Here is a 17,340-nt window from a genome sequence, read left to right on the forward strand (position 1 = left end):
GCCGCGACCCGGCCGACGCACCCGCCCCTCGGCCCGGCCGGGTTCGGCCCGGCCGGTCCTCAGTCCACCCGCGTTCAGTCCACCCGGGCTCAGTCCACCCGCGCCACGAACAGCCCCTGCCCCAGCAGCCCCATCGGGTGCCCGTCCTCCGGCAGGGTGAGCACGGTCGGGCAGCCCGCGGCGGTGAGGGCGGCCCGCCAGTCGTCGGCCGGGTGGGCGGTGAGACCCCGGGGGTCGCCGGTGATCAGCAGGTCGAGCTGTTCGGTGACGGGCGCGAGCAGCAGCAGGCGCCCGCCGGGGGCGAGCAGGCCGACCAGTGCCGGGACCTCCTCCGCCGGGCTGCCGACGGCGGTGGCGACCACCACGTCGTAGCGCCCGCCGTCCGGGGCGAGGTGGTGGTCGACGTTCTGCCGGGGCCGGGCGGCGAGGGCCCGGGTGATCGCCGTCTCGGCGCCGTCGCGGTCGAGTTCGAGCACCCGCAGCGGCTGCGGCCCGCGGTGGGCCTCGCCGGTGGCGCGGACCAGGGCGCCGAGGGCGGTGCCGAGGTAGCCGCGGGCGGCGGTCCAGCGGACCGGGGCGGCGGCCGCGCGGGGCGCCTCCTCGCCGCTGAGCAGCCTGGGCAGGCGCAGCGCGCCGCGGCGGACCCGGTCGAGGACGGCGCCGGTGCCGAGGCCGTCGGCCCAGGCCTCGGTGGCGGGCCGCCAGGCGTCCCGGACCTCGGCGGAGCTCAGTTCGGGCGCACCGGAGTAGACCGGGCCCTGGGCGCCGCCGTCCCGGCGGGTGACCAGGCCGTGCCGGGCGAGCGCGTCGAGCCAGCGGCCGACCCGGGGGCGCTGGGCGGGGGTGACCTGGGCGGTGGCGAGGAGCTCGGCCTCGGAGCAGCCGTGCTGGGGGTCGGTGAGCACCCCGGCCTGCTGGAGGGCGTGCAGCAGGGCGGTGAGTACGGCCCGGTCGAGGTGGGCGCCGAAGCCGGTGATCTGTTCGGCGGTGAGGCCGATGCTGTGCTTCCAGGCGGCGGCGGTGGCGGCCTCGGTGTCGGCGCGCAGCCGGCGGTCGGCGGCCTCGGCCTGGCTGTCGGGGGCGCGGACGTGGGCGAGCACGGCGCCGAGCGCGTCGACGGCGGCGTAGACGTCGTCCTGGCGGGGTTCGGGCCCGACGTGCAGGACGAGCCGCAGGTCGCCGAGGTCGTGGTCGGTCAGGCCGGGCTGCCGGCTGAGCCGCCAGAGCAGGGCGGAGGGCAGGCTGAGGTGGGTGGTGCCGTTGGCGGCGAGGGCGCTGAGCTGGTCCTCGGGCCGCAGTTCGGGGTCGGCGCAGTGCACGGTGCCGCCGGCCAGCAGGGTGGCCAGGGCGAGTTCGACGGCGAGGTCGGTGGCCGGGTGCAGCACGGTGTGCCGGATCGGCGGTGGGCCGAGGACGCCGGCCCAGTGCCGCAGCCGTTCCTCGGCGGCGCGGGCGGTGGAGGGCGGCAGGGCGGCGTGTTCGGCGACGCGTTCGGCGAGGGCCCGGGGCAGGCCGCCCGGCGGGGAGACGCCGAGCAGCAGGCCGATGCCGCTGATCGCGCGTCCGTCGGCGACGACGGCGGGCCGGTCGCCGAGCTCACGCAGCGCGCTGACCAGCGCAGGGGTCGAGGCCAAGGTGATCACTCCGGGGTGCAGGGGAGAAGCCGCACTACTGAACCATGCGTCCGGGCCGGTGGAGGCCGCCGCAGAGTCAAACTTCCGTAATGATTTTCATATCGGACAGCCAAGCGGTGGGCACGGCCCCGCCACGAACGCGTCGGAAGTTCACATTCCGGAACCGTTGCGGCATCCCTTGACAGGTGGTTCGGGTGCTGGATTACTTGGCCTGGGCTTGGCCTGACCGAACGATCGGTAGGCCCTTCGGCCCCGGCCGACCAGCGGAGGAGCGACGATGACCGGCAGCGCACCCCACCCGGACCGACGCCTGGGGGAGCCCATTCCGCCCGCCCTGCTGGACGCCGGCGAGCGGATGGGCGTCGACGAACTGCGGGCCCACCAGCTCGACCGGCTCCGGGCCACCCTGCGGCACGCCTACGACCACGTCGAGCTCTACCGCCGCAAGTTCGACGCCGCCGGGGTGCGCCCCGAGGACTGCCGGACGCTGGACGACCTCGCCCGCTTCCCCTTCACCACCAAGGCCGACCTGCGCGAGGGCTACCCCTTCGGCATGTTCGCCGTCCCGATGGAGCGGGTCCGCCGGATCCACGCCTCCAGCGGCACCACCGGGCGCCCGACCGTGGTCGGCTACACCGAGAACGACCTCTCCATGTGGGCCGACGTGGTCGCCCGCTCGATCCGCGCGGCCGGCGGCCGGCCCGGCCACAAGGTGCACATCGCGTACGGCTACGGACTGTTCACCGGCGGCCTGGGCGCCCACTACGGCGCCGAGCGGGCCGGCTGCACGGTCATCCCGGCCTCCGGCGGCATGACCGCCCGCCAGGTGCAGCTGATCCAGGACTTCCGGCCGGAGGTCATCATGGTCACCCCGTCCTACCTGCTCACCCTGCTGGACGAGTTCGAGAAGCAGGGCCTGGACCCGCGCGCCAGCTCGCTGCGGATCGGCATCTTCGGCGCCGAGCCCTGGACGGAGGAGATGCGGCGGGAGATCGAGGAACGGCTCGACCTGCACGCCGTCGACATCTACGGCCTCTCCGAGGTGGTCGGCCCCGGCATCGCCCAGGAGTGCGTGGAGACCAAGGACGGGCTGCACATCTGGGAGGACCACTTCTACCCGGAGGTGGTGGACCCCTTCACCGACGAGGTGCTGCCCGAGGGGGAGAGCGGCGAGCTGGTCTTCACCTCGCTCACCAAGGAGGCGCTGCCGGTCATCCGTTACCGCACCCGCGACCTCAGCCGACTGCTGCCCGGCACCGCGCGGCCGGCCTTCCGGCGGATGGAGAAGGTCACCGGGCGCAGCGACGACATGATCATCCTGCGTGGGGTGAACCTGTTCCCGACCCAGATCGAGGAGATCCTGCTGCGCACCCCGGGGGTGGCCCCGCACTTCCAGCTGAGGCTGACCCGGCAGGGGCGGCTGGACCACCTGACCGTACGGGTGGAGGCCCGGCCGGAGGCGCCCGCCGACCTGCGCGAGGCGGCCCGGGAGGCGGTCGTCCGGGCGGTCAAGGACGGGGTGGGCGTGACGGTCGCGGTCGAGGTGGTGGACCCGTACACGCTGGAGCGCTCGGTCGGGAAGATCAAGCGGGTGGTCGACGAGCGGCCCCGCTGAGCGGGCCGGCTGAGCGGGTCGCCGGCCCGCCGGAACGACGAGGTCGGAGGCGTACGGCTGTCCGGGGGGTGATGCCGTGCACCTCCGACGTCTACAGAAATGTAGACGGTCAGTGGGCGGAGAGTCCAGCCGCCGACCGGCGGTCGGCCCGTGCGGACAGCGCCAGCGCCAGCGCCATCAGCACGGCCAGGCCCAGGCTGACCGGGCCGGTGCCCAGCGCCAGACCGCCGCGGTCGGCCCCGACGCCCAGCCAGTCCGCGAACGAGGCGCCCAGCGGGCGGGTCAGCACGTACGCCCACCAGAAGCCCGCCACCGGGCCCACCCAGCGGGCCCCGGCGGCCACCGCCGGGATCGCGATCAGCACCGCGAAGCCCAGGCCCGCGACCAGGTAGCCGAGCTGGAGGGTGGCCGCCGTCAGGTCGCCGAGCGCGGTGCCCAGCGCGAAGGTCAGCAGCACGGCCGCCCAGTAGAACAGCTCCCGGCGCAGCCCGGTCACCCGGTCGATCGCCAGCGAGCCCTCCACCCGGTGCCAGAGCACGAACAGCGCCGCCAGCGCCACCGCCAGCGAGCCCGCCGACAGCGCGTACGGGACGCCGAGCGCGACGTGCGCCACATCGGCCACCATCGTGCCGAACACGCTGACCAGCACCACCACCGCCCAGTACAGCCCGGGCCGGCAGCGGCCGGTCCGCAGCTGCACCAGCAGCACCACGGCCAGCAGCAGCCCGGCCGCGGCCACCGCGGGGACCGGGCCAACGGTGTGGGCGAGGAAGTCCGAGAGGGTCTCGCCCATGCCGGTGGTGAGCACCTTCACCACCCAGAACCAGCCGTCCACGGCGGGGACCTTGCTGGCGCCGGTGGTGGCCCGGGTGTCACCGGGAAGGGTGTCACCGGGAGCTGCGGTGCGGGGCGTCGTCGGTACGGACGAGTGCGCCATCTCAGCCCTCCGAGTCGTCGAAGGCGGTGTCGGAGACGGCCGTGCCGGAGTCGGATGTGCCGGAGACGACGGTGTTCGAGGTGAGCTGCCCGCCGGAGCCGTCCACCGTCACCAGGTGGCGCACGCCGTCCGGGCCGACCACGGTCACCGCCCAGGCCGTGCCGCCGCCCTGCTCGCCCACCCGGCGCAGCGAGTCGACCCGGCCGCCGGGCACGGCCGCCTGGGCCTTCTCCAGCGCGGCGGAGGCCGCGACCGCGGGCAGCGCGGCGGGCGCCCCGCCGTCCCCGGGCCCGTTCCCGTGTCCGCGCCCGTGCCCCTGCCGATGGCCGTGCCCGGCCCCGTACCCGGCGCCGTCCCCGGCCAGGGCGGCCGCCTCGCGGTGCCCGCGCTCCCCGTATCCCTCGTGCGCCGCCACCGCGACCGCCAGCCCGCCCGCGCCCAGCAGCGCCACCGTCACCAGCCCGGCGGTCACCCGCCGCTCCCGCCCGCCCGTCCAGGCACGCAGCCGCTGGACGCGGCGGCGCCGGGGTTCGAGCGGCGGCACGTCGGGAATCTCCGGCTCCTCCCCGGCGGGCGGGACGGGGGACGACAGCGGATCGGTCATCGGGCGTGCTCCTTGCCTCGGGGGCTGCGATCGGCTCCCGGCCCGGTTCCGCCCGGGCCGCGCCCGGTGATCATGGCGGACCGTACCTGAACCCCCGCTTAAGCCCGCTCGGACGTTCCCGGACGCACCTGGCACCCTGAACGGATGCACATACTCGTCGTGGAGGACGAACAGCGGATGGCCACCGCGCTGCGGCGCGGACTGGAGGCCGACGGCCACACCGTCGACACCGCCCACAACGGCCCCGAGGGCCTCGCCCTCGCCGAGCGCCACCCCTACGACGTGATCGTCCTGGACATCATGCTGCCCGGCCTCAACGGCTACCGGGTCTGCGCCCGGCTGCGGGCCGGCGGCTGCCGGGCCGGCATCCTGATGCTCACCGCCAAGGACGGCGAGTGGGACGAGGCCGAGGCGCTGGACACCGGCGCCGACGACTACCTCGCCAAACCCTTCTCCTTCGTGGTGCTGCTCGCCCGGCTGCGCGCCCTGCACCGCCGGATCGACCAGCAGCGCCCCCGGCTGCACACCCTCGGCGACCTGGTCCTGGACGCCAACGCCCGCACCTGCACCCGGGCCGGCACCCCCACCCACCTGACCGCCCGCGAGTTCGCGATCCTGGAGCACCTGGCCGCCCGGGCCGGCACGGTGGTCTCCAAGCGCGAGATCCTCGACCACGTCTGGGACGCCGACCACGACGCCGACCCGAGCATCGTCGAGGTGCACGTGCACGCCCTGCGGCGCAAGATCGACGCGCCCTTCGGCCGGGCCGCCCTGCAGACCATGCGCGGCGCCGGCTACCGGCTCGACCCGGCCGGCGGCTGAGGTGCCCCGACTCCCGCGCCGGGCCGGCCGGTTCGTCCCCCGCTGGGCCGACCGGTTCGTCCCGCGCACGGTGCGCGCCCGGGCCACCGCCGCGGCCGGTACGGTGCTGGCCGCCGCGCTCGCCCTGGCCGGGGCCGGACTGCTCGCCGCCGTGCACGCCGACCTGGTCGCCTCGGCCGCCTCGGCGACCCGCCAGCAGGCCGAGTCGGTCGCCCAACTCGCCGTCCAGGGGCGGCTGCCGGCCGTCCTGCACACCGCCCACGGCGCCGACTTCCTCCAGGTCGTCGACGCCCGCGGGGCCGTGCTCGCGGCCAGCCCCAACCTGGCCGGCCGCCCCGCGCTGGCCACCGAGCGGCACACCGGCTCGCGCACCACCGACGCGGTCGACCCGCTCTACGACCACCACCCCCAGCGGCTCACCGCCGTCACCGCCGACACCGCGACCGGCCCGGTCACCGTCTACGCGGGCGCCTCGCTGCGCGCCGCCGACGAGGCCATGGACATCACCCAGGCCGGACTGGCCGTCACCTGCCCGCTGCTGCTGCTCACCGGGGTGGTGGTCACCTGGAAGGTCACCGGGCAGGCGCTGCGCCCGGTGGAGGCGATCCGCGCCGAGGTCGACGCCATCACCGGCCAGGATCTGCACCGCCGGGTCCCCGAACCGGGCACCGCCGACGAGATCGCCCGGCTCGCCGCCACCATGAACGCGATGCTCGACCGGCTGGAGGCCTCCGGCCGCCGCCAGCGCCAGTTCATCGCCGACGCCTCGCACGAACTGCGCAGCCCGCTCGCGGTGTTGCGCACCCAGCTGGAGGTCGCCGACACCCACCCGGACCCGGCCGTCCGGGCCGAGCTGGTGCACGGCGCCCTCGCGGACACCGACCGGCTGCAGAACCTCGCCACCGACCTGCTGCTGGCCCGGCTCGACGCGGGCGGTGCCGAGGACCGGCCCCGCCAGCGGATCGACCTCACCGACCTGGTCGCCGGCACCGTCCTGGCCCGCCCCTCCGGCCCGCACCGGCGCACCACCGACCTGGCCCCCGGGGTCGCCGTCGACGGCATCCCGCTCTGGCTCGGCCGGCTGCTCACCAACCTGCTGGACAACGCCGAGCGGCACGCGGCCACCGCCGTGCACGTCCGGCTGGCCACCGACCCCGGGCGCGGCCTCGCCCTGCTCGACGTCGAGGACGACGGCCCCGGCATCCCGCCCGCCGACCACGAGCGGGTCTTCGAGCGCTTCACCCGGCTCGACGACGCCCGCTCCCGCGACCACGGCGGCACCGGGCTCGGCCTGCCGATCGCCCGTGACATCGCCCGCCACCACCACGGCACCCTCACCGTCACCCCGACCCCGGCCGGCGCCCGGCTCACCGCCGCGATCCCGCTGGCGGCCGGGCCGGTGTGAGCGGGCGGCGTCGGCGTGGCGTGAGCGGCCGGCGCGGCCGGGGCGTCGGCGACCGGTGTGACCGGGCGCCGGCTGGCCCTATGCTGCGGGGCATGCCGAGTGAGCTGCGAGTTCATCAAGCGGACACCGACCGGGCGTTCATCCTGCGGGAGACCGCACTGACGCCCGTGCCCTTCGTGCCCGAGATCCACCTGCACATGGCGCCGGACGCCATCGCGCTCTGGGAGACCACCGAACGCGAGCGCGGCGAGGCCGGACTGCCGCCGCCGTTCTGGGCGTTCGCCTGGGCCGGCGGGGTCGCGGTCGCCCGCTACGTGCTGGACCACCCCGAACTGGTCGACGGCAAGGCGGTGTTGGACATCGCGGCCGGATCCGGCCTGGTCGGGGTGGCGGCCGCGCTGCGCGGCGCACGGGACGTCCGGGCGGCCGAGATCGACGCCTACGCGGTGGCCGCCGTCGGACTCAACGCCGAGGCCAACGGCGTCCGGGTGGCGGGCGCGCTGGTCGACCTGGTGGACGGCGACGGCGGCCCGGCCGACGTGGTGCTGGCCGGCGACGTGTTCTACGAACGGGCCATGGCCGCCCGCTTCCTGCCGTTCCTGGAACGCGCCGCCGCCCGCGGCGCCACGGTGATCGTCGGCGACCCGGGCCGCGCCTACCTGCCCCGGGACCGCTTCACCGCGGTGGCCGCCTACCAGGTGCCGGTGGTCGCGGACCTGGAGGACGCCTCGGTCAAGACCACCACGGTGTGGCGCCTGCTTGCCTGACCCGAGAGGTTCGTGACCCGAGAGTCCGTGACCCGAGCGGTCCATGGCCCGAGAAGTCCGTGATCCGAGACTGTCCATGATCCGAAAAGCCGGGCGGCCCGGCCGAACACCCTGCTAGACAGGCCGACATGACCCCACAGATCGTGCTGCGCCCCGCCGCGCCCGAGGAGATCCCCGCCCTGCTTGCCCTCTGGGCCCGGGCCGCCAAGGGCACCAGCATCACCGACGACGAGGCGGGCGTGGCAGCTCTGCTCGCCCGGGACCCGGAGTGCCTGATCGTCGCCGCCGCGGCCGACGACCCGGGCACCCCGCTCGGCACCCCGCTCGGCACCGTGATCGCCGGCTGGGACGGCTGGCGCTGCCACCTCTACCGCCTGGCCGTCGACCCCGCCCACCGCCGCCAGGGCATCGGCGCCGCTCTGCTGGCCGCCGCCGAACAGCGCTTCACCGCCCTCGGCGGCCGCCGCGCCGACGCCATGGTGCTCGACGAGAACGCCGTCGGCCACCGCACCTGGCAGGCGGCCGGCTACCACCCCGAACCCCAGTGGAGCCGCTGGGTCAAGCCGCTGGCGGACGGCTGAGTCGCCGAGGCCCCCGGTTCACCCGATGACGGGGAGCCGGGGGCCGCGCGTCGGCCGTCGGCCGTCAGCCGTCAGCCGTCGTTTGTCAGCTGTCAGCCGCGCAGGTGGGCGAGCCAGGCCTCGACCTCGTCGGAGCGGCGGGGGAGGGCGGCGGAGAGGTTCTCGTTGCCGTCCTCGGTGACCAGGATGTCGTCCTCGATCCGGACGCCGATGCCGCGGTACTCCTCCGGCACGGTCAGGTCGTTCAGCTGGAAGTACAGGCCGGGCTCGACGGTGAGCACCATGCCCGGCAGCAGCTGCCCGTCGAGGTGCTCCTCGGTGCGGGAGTGGGCGCAGTCGTGGACGTCGATGCCGAGCATGTGGCCCGTCCCGGCGAGGCTGAACCGGCGGTGCAGGCCCAGCTCGTACACCTTGTCGGCGGTGAGGTCGCCGAACAGGCCCCAGGCGGTGAGGTGTTCGGCCAGCTCGCGCTGGGCCGCGTGGTGGAAGTCGCGGAAGTCGGCGCCGGGCCCGACCGCCGCGATGCCGGCCTCCTGGGCGGCGTACACCGCGTCGTAGACCTTCCGCTGGATCTCGGTGAAGCGGCCGGACACCGGCAGGGTGCGGGTCACGTCGGCGGTGTAGAGCTCGTTGGTCTCCACGCCCGCGTCGAGCAGCAGCAGGTCGCCGGGGCGGGCCTGGCCGGTGTTGCGGACCCAGTGCAGGGTGGTGGCGTGCGGACCGGCGGCGGCGATGCTGCTGTAGCCGACGTCGTTGCCCTCCAGCCGGGCCCGGACGAAGAACGTCCCCTCGATCAGCCGCTCCGGCGTCGCGGTGTCGGTGCCGAGGACGCGCACCACGTCCTCGAAGCCGCGGGCGGTCGCGTCGCAGGCGAGGCGCAGCTCGGCGATCTCGAACTCGTCCTTGACCAGGCGCATCCCGGACAGGAAGACCTCGAACTCGGCGTCCCGCTCGTCGACCGCCACCTCCCGGAGGGCCGCCTCCACCCCGGCGTCGTGCCGGCGCAGCACCCGGGCCGGTGCGGTGGCCGCGGCCAGGTCGGCGCGCACGGTGCGGACGTCCCGGCAGGGCAGGCCGAACAGCTTCTCGCTCTCGGTCAGGCTGTTGCGGCGGCCGTCCCACAGCTCGCCGTGGTTGTCCAGCCAGAACTCGCCGTTGTCGGTGCGGGAGCGGTCGCGCAGGTAGAGCACGGCGTGGTGGCCGGTCTCCCCGGCGGGCTCCAGGACCAGCACGGCGTCCTGGGACTGGTCGCCGGTCAGGTAGACGTAGTCGGACGAGGGACGGAAGGGGTAGTCGGTGTCGTTGGCCCGCACCTTGGGGTTGCCGGACGGGACCACCAGCAGCTCGCCGGGGAAGGCGGCCGAGAGCGCGGCCCGGCGGCGCTCGGTGTGCGCGGCCTGGGCGATCGGCTCCAGGGCGTGGCGCTCGGTGTCGGCCCAGCCCTGGGTCATGTTCTGGGCGAGTTCCTCGGTGACCCCGCGGGTCAGGCCGTTCTTGCGGTACTTGATGGGCTCGGTGGGCCCGGTCGGCTCGGTCACTGGGGACTCTCCAGAGGGGGGGAGGGGGAGACGGTGCGCGCTTCGCTACGCTGTCCTGCCGAGTGCGCAACAAGCGTTTTGTACGGTATATCGAACGGCGTCCGGAGAGAAGAGGCTGAGGATGAACGACTCCGAGGGATCGGTGCGGGGGGTCCTCGCCGCCAACCTGAAGCGGATCCGGGCCCAGCGCGGACTCTCGCTGTCCGAGCTCTCCCGACGGGCCGGGATCGGCAAGGCGACGCTCTCCCAACTGGAGTCCGGCGCCGGGAACCCCACCCTGGAGACCGTCCTCGGGCTCTCCCGGGTGCTCGGCGTGCCGATCTCCGACCTGGTCGAGGGGCAGCCGTCCGGCGAGGTGACGGTGGTCCGGGCGGCCGACGCCGAGGTGCTCAGCGGACGCGGCGTCGACCTGCGCCCGCTGCGCCGGATCGAGGCCGGTGACGTGGTGTTCGAGGTCTACGACCAGCAGGTGCGCACCGACGGCACCCAGATCTCCGGCGGCCACACCGGTACCGAGCACACCATCGTGCAGTCCGGCCGGCTGCGGGTCCGGGCGGGCCGCTGCGAGGTGGAGCTCGACCCGGGCGACTACATCGGCTTCGACGCCTCGCTCCCGCACTCCTACACCGCGCTCAGCGGGGAGCCGGTGCGCTCGGTGCTCCTGCTGCAGTACCGGGCCGAGCGGCGGCTGCACCTGGCCGGACCGGGGGAGACGGGTGCGGCGGGCGAGGCCGGGGAGGCCGGGGAGGCGGCTCCGCCCTGCGTGGGGCGGTGAGGTCCGCCCAGGGCGGGTGAGGTTCGCCCGGCCGCCGGATCGTTCGGTTCGACGAACGATCCGTAGCCGTATCAGGGGTCGTGACGGATCGACGCGCCCGTTCCCCCGCTCCCCTGTGGCGGGGGACCGGACGCCGACCAGGGAAGGATGCCAAGGCCCACGGCGCATCGGCCATGCATTAGCCTCTGGGCCTAATGGTCAAGGGAGCGCCAGGTCAGGAGGGGTGTGCTCAGCATCAGGTTCGGGGTCGCCGACCTCGCCAGGACCCGCTTCGCCGTCTCCCCGCTGGACCACCTGATGACCGGTGGCGCCAGTCGGCGGGACGCGCCGTCCGGCTGCCTGGGAATGCGCCGCGACCGTTGGTGGCGCGAGGTGCGCCGGCACGTCCCGCACCGTGCGGCCCCCTTCCTCGACCTGGTCAACGCCAGTACGGCGGGCGTCCCGGCGTTCATGGGCGCCGACATCGACGGCGTCCGCCGCGACCTCGCCGACGAACTCGACGAAGTCCTCGCCGTCGCCTCGCCGACCTTCGCGCAGGACCTCGCCGTGTACGGCGACCCGGCCGAACTGCCCGTCGCCCTGGCCCGGTTGCGTGACGACGGCCCCGACGGGCTGCGCCGGGTCGCGGACGGCGCCTGGGCGCTGTACCGGTCCTGCCTGGCCCCCGACTGGCCAGAACTCCGCCGACTGCTGGAGGCCGACGTGGCCGAGCGGGCCCGCACCGCGGCCCGGTCCGGCGTCGGCGCGATGCTCGACTCGCTGCACCCGCACACCCGTTGGCACGACGACGGGGTGCTGGAGTACGCGACCGGCGGGCCGACCGGCGGCCCCACCGGCGAGTTCGCGTTGGGCGGCCACGGGCTGGAGCTGCGCCCCAACTACTTCGTGCAGAACGGCATCGGCATGCTGCTCGCCGAGGACCGGCAGAGCCTGCTGATCCATCCGCTCGCGGCCCGGTCCCCCGCTCGTGGCTCCACCCCGGCGAAGGCGGCGCCCGCGGTCGCCGACGGCCTGGCCGCCGTCCTCGGGCCGGCCCGGGCCCGCGCCCTGCGGGCCGTCGAGGGCGGCCCGTGCTCCACCACCGAACTCGCCCGGCTGCTCGGCATCAGCCCGCCCTCCGCCTCCGCCCACGCGGCCGCCCTGCGCGCCGCCGGACTGATCACCACCCAGCGCCAGGGCAAGCAGGTCCGGCACGCGCTCAGCGCGGTCGGGCACGACCTGCTGCTCGACAACCCGGAGGTCGCGCGGGCGGGGTAGCGCCTGCGGTCAGGGGCACTGTCAGGGGCTCTGTCAGTGGGATCGAGCAGGATGATCACCATGACGGACATGCTCGGCTGGCTCGCCCAGCCCTATTCGATCGCCTACGGCGGGTACAGCGTCGTGCTGGCCCGGGGCCTGGCCCCGGAGGAAGTGGTGGCCCGGATCGCGGCGGAAGCGCTCCCGGGGCACACGGTGCGGCCGCTCGGCCCGTACACCGGCGAGGACCTGATCGACGACCACGACCTCGACTTCGCGGGCGACTTCGAGGCGATCGCACTGCGCCACGGGCAGGCCGACGGCCTCTCCTACGCGGTCGCGTACGGCTACTGGCAGGGCGAGCTGCACCTCCCGGAGAGCGTCTCGCGCGGCGACGGCGTCGAGGTGCACCACCTGGAGTACGAGGAGGAGAACGGCAAGCCGGTGCCGCCGTTCTACCGGGCGTCGCGGGACGGGCAGCCGCTCTGCGGCTTCAACCTCCACCTGGACGGCAGCTGGGGCTTCGCCGGGGTCGACGGCGAGCCGGCGGTCGCGGCCGCCGTCACCGCGGACCTGGCCGCCCTCGGGCTGCCCGACCCGGAGCGCGCGAACCGCGAGGTCCACCGGCTCTGCCTGGAGGTGCTCGGGCGCCGCTTCGGCCTGACCCTGCCGCGCGGCCCGGTGCTGGAGGGCGAACTGCCCGCGGTGCTGCTGGAAACCGCCTGAAGGGGGCGGCGGGGGCGGCGAAGGCGGGCGGGAACGCCGCCGAGGCGCCAGGACGGGGAAGGCCCGGCGCCTCGGACGGACCCCGCACCGGGTCCGTGCCCAGGACGCCCGGAGGTGGTGCGGGGGTCTGACGAGGGTGGAAGTTCCCCGTCAGACGGTGCTCGGCACCGGACCCGATGGAACGGGGTGCTCGGATCGCGGCGCCGGGCCCAACGTTCACCGACGGCGGTAGACGGCCTGCCAACGATCATCGGGGTAGCGGCCGTTGATCGTCCGTCTACCGGGCCCTGAGAACGTGCGGGCGCTTGAGTAGGGCCGAGTACGGCACGTGAGCAGGGAGATATCGGAAGTGTTGCGAACGGTTGTGGTCCGTACGGCGGTTGCCGGTGCGGCGGTCATGGCGGTGGGCGCGGGGGTCTTCGCCGTGGCGGCGGGGGATCCGGTACGGCACGGCTCGCCGACGGCGCCGCCGGCGCAGGCCTGCGGGGGGTCTGCGGAGGTGCGGTGCGTGGCGAGCACGATCGCCTGGAACAGCACCGGGCTGGTGATCCGGATCCGGTGACGGGTTCCTAGGAGCCGTCGGCGGTGGCCAGCGCGGTCAGCAGGGACTTGGCGTCGGCGGACTCCGGGGCGCCGAGGCCGCTGAGCAGTCGGTGCGCCTCCGTCGCGTGGTCCCGGGCGGTGCGGTGATCGCCGAGTGCCGTCATCGCATTGGCCAACACCAGGTGGGCGAGAGCGCGTTCGCGCTGTCGCCCACCTTGCGTTGCCAGGCGCAGCGCCTGTTCCGCCTCCCGTACGGCCTCGTCGACCCGCCCGAGCAGCCGCAGCACGTCGGCCAGGCGGCTGCGGGCCGCCGACTCGCGGTCCAGGTCCCCGGCGCGGCCCGCGCAGTCGACGCAGCACTGCAACTGCACGGCGGCGTCGTCGAGTCGGCCCAGCTCCTGGTAGGCGAGGCCGAGGACGTAGTGCACGTAGGCGGTCATCGCGGCGTCGCCGGGTTCGGTCAGCAGTCCTCGGCAGGTCCCCACCGCGGCCTCCGCCCGACCGCTGCGGATCCGGGACAGCGCCGCGTTCGCGGTGCTCGCCACCTCGCCGGAACGGTGGCCGAGCCGCCGGGCGAGGTCCGCCGCCTGGTCGAAGGCGGTGATCGCCTCCTGGTGCCGGCCCTGGGCTTGGGCGATCACGCCAAGGTCGTTGAGGGCCTGCCGGTGGACGGCCGGGTCGTTCGCCTCCTGACAGGCCAGGGCTGCCCGGCGGGCCTGCTCGGCGGCCTGGTCCAGCCGGGCCTGGCCCAGCAGGACGGTGCCGAGCAGGAAGCGGGCGCGGCCTTCGGCGGCGCGGTCCCGGGCCCTCATGGCGGTGGCGATCAGGAGCCGGGCGGTCTCCTCGGCCCGGCCGGCGAAGGCACCCAGGCCGAGCGGGCTGAGGGCGATCAGCAGGTCGACGGCCTCCCGGAGGAGGGCGGGGGAGACCGTCGCGACGGCGGCGGCGAGGGCGATGGCGCCGGGGGTCTCGGTCCGGGCCCAGCGACGGGCCTGCGGCAGGTCGGCGAAGAACGGTCGGGTGACCGGCTCGCCGAAGACATCGGCCACCGGGTCGCCGGGGACGGCGAGGGAGAAGGCCGTGCGGGCATTGCCGAGGAGGAGGGTGAGCAACCGGCGGTGGGCGGTGGCGCGTTCGTCGGTGCCTGCGCGGAGCGACGTCCGGCGGGCGAAGGCGCGCACGAGGTCGTGGAAGCGGTAGCGGCCGGCGCCGATCGACTCCAGCAGGGCCTGGTCGACGAGCGCTTCGGCGAGGTGCTCCGCCTGGTGCTCGGGCAGGTCGAGGACGGCGGCGGCCGCAGCTGTGCCGATGTCCGGCTCCACCCAGGAGAGTTGGCGGAAGGCCGTGGCCAGGGGCGGTGGGAGGAGACGGTAACTGAGGTCGAAGACCTGCTCGACGGCGAGGTCGCGGGTGCGGAGGACGGAGATGCCCTCGCGGTCGTCGGCGAGGCGGGCGAGGAGGTCGGCGATCGGCTGGTCGGGGGTGGCGGCGAGCCGGGCGGCGGCGATCCGGACGGCGAGGGGGAGGAAACCGCAGGCCTCGACCAGGAGTTCGGCGTCGTCGGGTTGCGTGGACCGGCGCGTTGTACCGATGACGGAGTCGAGCAGGGCGAGTGCTTCCCGGGTGTCGAAGACGTCCAACGGGACGTGCAGGACGGAGGAGACGCCGGTGAGCATCGCGCGGCTGGTGACGATGACGGCGCAGTCGGAGGAGCCGGGCAGCAGCGGCTGGATCTGGGCGTCGTCGCGGGCGTTGTCGAGGAGGACGAGGAGACGCTTCCCGGCGCTGGCCGTCCGGAACAGCGCGGCCCGGCCCGCGAGGTCCCGGGGGATGGACGGCGGGGTCACGCCCAGCGCGGTGAGGAAGTCGGCCAGGATGTCGGAGGCGCTCGCGGGCACCAGGTCGGCGCCGCGCAGGTCGGCGTGCAGCCGGCCGTCGGGGAAGTCGGGGCGCAGGGTGTGGGCGGTGCGGAGCGCGAGGGCCGTCTTGCCGACGCCGGCCATGCCGGTGATCGTCACCAGGCGCAGCCCGGGCGTGGCGCGGTCGGTGAGGGCTTGCGCGACGGCGGTGACGTGCTGCTGCCGGCCGGTGAAGTGAGCCGGATCCGACGGGAGTTGGTCCGGATCCAACTCGTCGCGGAGGGCGGAGAGTTCGGGACCGGGCTCGATCCCGAGGTGCTCGACCAGCCGGGAGTGCAGCGCGTCGTAGGTGGCCCGGGCCTCGGTGGTGCGCCCGGTGTCCCGGAGAGCGCGGATGAGCAGCGCCTGCAGCTGTTCGCGGAACGGGTGTTCGGCGGCGAGGGCCTGTAACTCGGTGAGGCAGTCGGCGGGTTCGTCGAGGCCGAGGCGCTCTTCGAGGAGGGTGAGCCGCAGCTCGGCGAGCCGCTGCCGCTCACGCTCCATGAGGGGGCCGGGCAGGCCGAGGAGCGGTTCCCCGCGCCAGAGTTGAAGGGCGGCGTGGAGGTGGGTCCGGGCCTGTTCGGGGGCGCAGCTCCGGGCGCGTTCCTGCAGTCGTTTGACCTGCCCCAGGTCGATCCGGTCCGGTTCGACCGCGAGCCGGTAGCCGCCCGCCTGCGAGAGTAGGACGGTGGGAGTCCGGCGCACCGGCTCCAGCAGTTTCCGCAACTGTGAGATGTAGGACCGGATGGCGACGACCGGCGAACCGGGCGGCTCCTCGCCCCAGACGTCCGCGATGAGTTGATCCATGGAGACGACCGAGTCGGGCCGGAGGAGGAGAGACACCAGCACCGCCCGCTGCCGGGGCGCCCCCAGCTCGATGGTGCTCTCGGCGCGCTGCACCCGCAGCGCGCCGAGTAACGCGAAGCTCATCGGGCCCGGATGGCTGATTGGTTGCAACGTTCCCCCAGGTCCGATGTATGACGACTGGTCAAACCGTGTCGAACTCGCCAGAAGAGGTCGCGGAGATGAAATCGGCGAAGGCCTCTGGCGTGACGGTGAGGTAGGTCCCGGGCGTCTTGGTGTCGCCGATGAGGACAAGGTCATGGGAGACGAGGAAGTCGGCGGCTACCTGGACGCAATCGCCCTCGCCCTGAGGGTCGCTGTAAGTCGACTTGAACCAGTGGGCGGTGGAGGGGTCCGGGGCAGAAGTTTGTGGGGTCATTCTGGGTGCTCCTCCGATGCTCTGTGCAGCCACGCCAGTGACTCATCAGGCGTAAGGGCCACTGCTCGGAGCGTATCGTAGATCAGTGCCATATCGGTCACCTGCTGTGGTGCCTCGATGAGTTGGCCGGACTTCACTCCCTCCAGGTAGGCGACCCGAGGGGCGTCATCGAAGTGGAGGAGAGTGAGTGAGCCGCCCATCGCGCCGTGCGGACGATCAATGGGCAGGATCTGCACAACGGCGTTCGTGCCCTGCGCGATATTGATCACGTGCCTGATCTGCTCACGGGTGATAACCGGGTCGCCGACGATCCGGCGAATAGCTGTTTCGTCCAGCACTACCCACATGAACGGGGGTGTGGGGCCGAGCAGGATTTGCTGTCGGGCCTGACGGCGGTTCCAGTGTTCCTGGATCTCCTGCTCGGATGCGCGAGGTCGACCTAGCCGAAGGAAGGCGCGGCCGTAGTTTTCGGTTTGCCACAAGCCCGGAATCGAGAGCGAGTACTTCAGGTGGGTATTCGCGAGCGGTTCGAGCGTCATATAGCGCCGCGACCAGTCCGGAAACGAGTCATTGCTCACAAGCGGGTAGAACCGGGTGAAGAAGCCGGCGGCGGCGGGGAGTGCGGTGTCGAGCAGGGGCGGGAGGTCCGGCGGCGGAGTCCGGTGTGCAGCCTCGATGTTGGCCATATGGGACTTGCTGTAGCGAACCTGTTCGCCCAGATCGGCGATGGACAAACCGGCGCAGGTTCGATGGTGACGGATCTCCGACCCGAAGAAGTGCCGGGGGGACTGGTAGGGAGTCAGGTCGCGAGGCTGCGCGGGCATTTGAGACCTCCGGATGTCTTCAAGAGGGGTGGGGACGTGCCGCTTCTTCACAAGGCTAACCCCGAGGAGTGACGCTAGAAGCACGAACGGTGATGGCCAGCCCCGGCGAACACCTCATCAGAGAAGCAAATATGACGAACAATCAATCTGGCGAAAGTCGGATCCTGCGGCGGGACTTTCCGCCGTGCCGCTGCCCCCGGTGCGGCGACTCCG

Annotated in this window: 15 protein-coding genes; 8 read left to right on the forward strand and 7 right to left on the reverse strand. The window is 74.1% G+C overall.

Annotated elements, in window-relative coordinates; translation table 11 throughout:
• Positions 1-89: 89 nt before the first annotated feature.
• Positions 90-1,634 carry a hypothetical protein gene (locus ABTZ03_RS18675; RefSeq protein WP_350514080.1) on the reverse strand — a complete coding sequence of 515 codons (1,545 nt, stop codon included), beginning with the start codon at positions 1,632-1,634 and terminating at the stop codon, positions 90-92.
• 277 nt (positions 1,635-1,911) lie between these two features.
• Here ABTZ03_RS18675 and paaK point away from each other — a divergent pair, with 277 nt between their 5' ends.
• The gene (gene paaK, locus ABTZ03_RS18680) at positions 1,912-3,249 is read left to right on the forward strand and encodes a phenylacetate--CoA ligase PaaK (RefSeq protein WP_350514081.1); all 1,338 of its coding nucleotides are present in this window, start codon (positions 1,912-1,914) and stop codon (positions 3,247-3,249) included.
• A 109-nt stretch (positions 3,250-3,358) separates the two neighbouring features.
• Here the strand turns inward: paaK and ABTZ03_RS18685 are convergent, their stop codons facing one another.
• Entirely contained in the window at positions 3,359-4,186 is an 828-nt protein-coding gene (locus ABTZ03_RS18685; protein WP_350514082.1) for a COG4705 family protein, read from the reverse strand.
• Position 4,187: 1 nt separating this feature from the next.
• Positions 4,188-4,790, reverse strand: a complete 603-nt coding sequence (locus ABTZ03_RS18690) for a hypothetical protein (protein WP_350514083.1) — start codon at positions 4,788-4,790, stop codon at positions 4,188-4,190.
• Between the two features lie 144 nt (positions 4,791-4,934).
• Here ABTZ03_RS18690 and ABTZ03_RS18695 point away from each other — a divergent pair, with 144 nt between their 5' ends.
• The 4 genes from ABTZ03_RS18695 (at position 4,935) to ABTZ03_RS18710 (ending at position 8,365) form a co-directional block, all read left to right on the forward strand.
• The gene (locus ABTZ03_RS18695; RefSeq protein WP_350514084.1) at positions 4,935-5,612 is read left to right on the forward strand and encodes a response regulator transcription factor; all 678 of its coding nucleotides are present in this window, start codon (positions 4,935-4,937) and stop codon (positions 5,610-5,612) included.
• Position 5,613: 1 nt separating this feature from the next.
• Positions 5,614-7,017 (forward strand): sensor histidine kinase, encoded by a 1,404-nt coding sequence (locus ABTZ03_RS18700; protein WP_350514085.1) that lies wholly within the window; start codon positions 5,614-5,616, stop codon positions 7,015-7,017.
• Between the two features lie 92 nt (positions 7,018-7,109).
• The gene (locus ABTZ03_RS18705) at positions 7,110-7,784 is read left to right on the forward strand and encodes a class I SAM-dependent methyltransferase (RefSeq protein WP_350514086.1); all 675 of its coding nucleotides are present in this window, start codon (positions 7,110-7,112) and stop codon (positions 7,782-7,784) included.
• A 128-nt stretch (positions 7,785-7,912) separates the two neighbouring features.
• The gene (locus ABTZ03_RS18710; protein ID WP_350514087.1) at positions 7,913-8,365 is read left to right on the forward strand and encodes a GNAT family N-acetyltransferase; all 453 of its coding nucleotides are present in this window, start codon (positions 7,913-7,915) and stop codon (positions 8,363-8,365) included.
• A gap of 92 nt (positions 8,366-8,457) precedes the next feature.
• Here the strand turns inward: ABTZ03_RS18710 and ABTZ03_RS18715 are convergent, their stop codons facing one another.
• A complete protein-coding gene (locus ABTZ03_RS18715) occupies positions 8,458-9,903 on the reverse strand; it encodes an aminopeptidase P family protein (protein WP_350514088.1) in 1,446 nt (481 codons plus the stop codon).
• A 121-nt stretch (positions 9,904-10,024) separates the two neighbouring features.
• On the opposite strand from ABTZ03_RS18715, the gene ABTZ03_RS18720 reads away from it, so the two are divergent.
• The 3 genes from ABTZ03_RS18720 (at position 10,025) to ABTZ03_RS18730 (ending at position 12,640) form a co-directional block, all read left to right on the forward strand.
• Complete coding sequence (locus ABTZ03_RS18720; RefSeq protein WP_350514089.1) at positions 10,025-10,678, forward strand: helix-turn-helix domain-containing protein; 654 nt, start codon at positions 10,025-10,027, stop codon at positions 10,676-10,678.
• 225 nt (positions 10,679-10,903) lie between these two features.
• The gene (locus ABTZ03_RS18725) at positions 10,904-11,935 is read left to right on the forward strand and encodes an ArsR/SmtB family transcription factor (protein ID WP_350514090.1); all 1,032 of its coding nucleotides are present in this window, start codon (positions 10,904-10,906) and stop codon (positions 11,933-11,935) included.
• A gap of 51 nt (positions 11,936-11,986) precedes the next feature.
• Positions 11,987-12,640, forward strand: a complete 654-nt coding sequence (locus tag ABTZ03_RS18730; RefSeq protein ID WP_350514091.1) for a hypothetical protein — start codon at positions 11,987-11,989, stop codon at positions 12,638-12,640.
• A gap of 569 nt (positions 12,641-13,209) precedes the next feature.
• Here the strand turns inward: ABTZ03_RS18730 and ABTZ03_RS18735 are convergent.
• Genes ABTZ03_RS18735 through ABTZ03_RS18745 form a run of 3 tightly spaced genes read right to left on the reverse strand, consistent with a single transcriptional unit; the run spans position 13,210 to position 17,127 of the window.
• Positions 13,210-16,011 carry an AfsR/SARP family transcriptional regulator gene (locus tag ABTZ03_RS18735; protein ID WP_350514092.1) on the reverse strand — a complete coding sequence of 934 codons (2,802 nt, stop codon included), beginning with the start codon at positions 16,009-16,011 and terminating at the stop codon, positions 13,210-13,212.
• Positions 16,012-16,069: 58 nt separating this feature from the next.
• A complete protein-coding gene (locus tag ABTZ03_RS18740) occupies positions 16,070-16,303 on the reverse strand; it encodes a DUF397 domain-containing protein (protein WP_350514093.1) in 234 nt (77 codons plus the stop codon).
• A complete protein-coding gene (locus ABTZ03_RS18745; protein WP_350514094.1) occupies positions 16,300-17,127 on the reverse strand; it encodes a helix-turn-helix domain-containing protein in 828 nt (275 codons plus the stop codon). Before ABTZ03_RS18745 ends, ABTZ03_RS18740 begins: the two co-directional genes overlap by 4 nt.
• Positions 17,128-17,340 lie beyond the last annotated feature (213 nt).

The sequence above is a fragment of the Kitasatospora sp. NPDC096077 genome (assembly GCF_040303245.1).
GTDB lineage: Bacteria > Actinomycetota > Actinomycetes > Streptomycetales > Streptomycetaceae > Kitasatospora.

Bases quoted from the DNA above. Each gene is read 5' to 3' on its own strand.
- paaK (WP_350514081.1), top strand. From the start codon at position 1,912: ATGACCGGCAGCGCACCCCACCCGGACCGACGCCTGGGGGAGCCCATT.
- ABTZ03_RS18685 (WP_350514082.1), bottom strand. From the start codon at position 4,186: ATGGCGCACTCGTCCGTACCGACGACGCCCCGCACCGCAGCTCCCGGT.
- ABTZ03_RS18690 (WP_350514083.1), bottom strand. From the start codon at position 4,790: ATGACCGATCCGCTGTCGTCCCCCGTCCCGCCCGCCGGGGAGGAGCCG.
- ABTZ03_RS18695 (WP_350514084.1), top strand. From the start codon at position 4,935: ATGCACATACTCGTCGTGGAGGACGAACAGCGGATGGCCACCGCGCTG.
- ABTZ03_RS18705 (WP_350514086.1), top strand. From the start codon at position 7,110: ATGCCGAGTGAGCTGCGAGTTCATCAAGCGGACACCGACCGGGCGTTC.
- ABTZ03_RS18710 (WP_350514087.1), top strand. From the start codon at position 7,913: ATGACCCCACAGATCGTGCTGCGCCCCGCCGCGCCCGAGGAGATCCCC.
- ABTZ03_RS18720 (WP_350514089.1), top strand. From the start codon at position 10,025: ATGAACGACTCCGAGGGATCGGTGCGGGGGGTCCTCGCCGCCAACCTG.
- ABTZ03_RS18730 (WP_350514091.1), top strand. From the start codon at position 11,987: ATGATCACCATGACGGACATGCTCGGCTGGCTCGCCCAGCCCTATTCG.
- ABTZ03_RS18735 (WP_350514092.1), bottom strand. From the start codon at position 16,011: ATGAGCTTCGCGTTACTCGGCGCGCTGCGGGTGCAGCGCGCCGAGAGC.
- ABTZ03_RS18740 (WP_350514093.1), bottom strand. From the start codon at position 16,303: ATGACCCCACAAACTTCTGCCCCGGACCCCTCCACCGCCCACTGGTTC.
- ABTZ03_RS18745 (WP_350514094.1), bottom strand. From the start codon at position 17,127: ATGCCCGCGCAGCCTCGCGACCTGACTCCCTACCAGTCCCCCCGGCAC.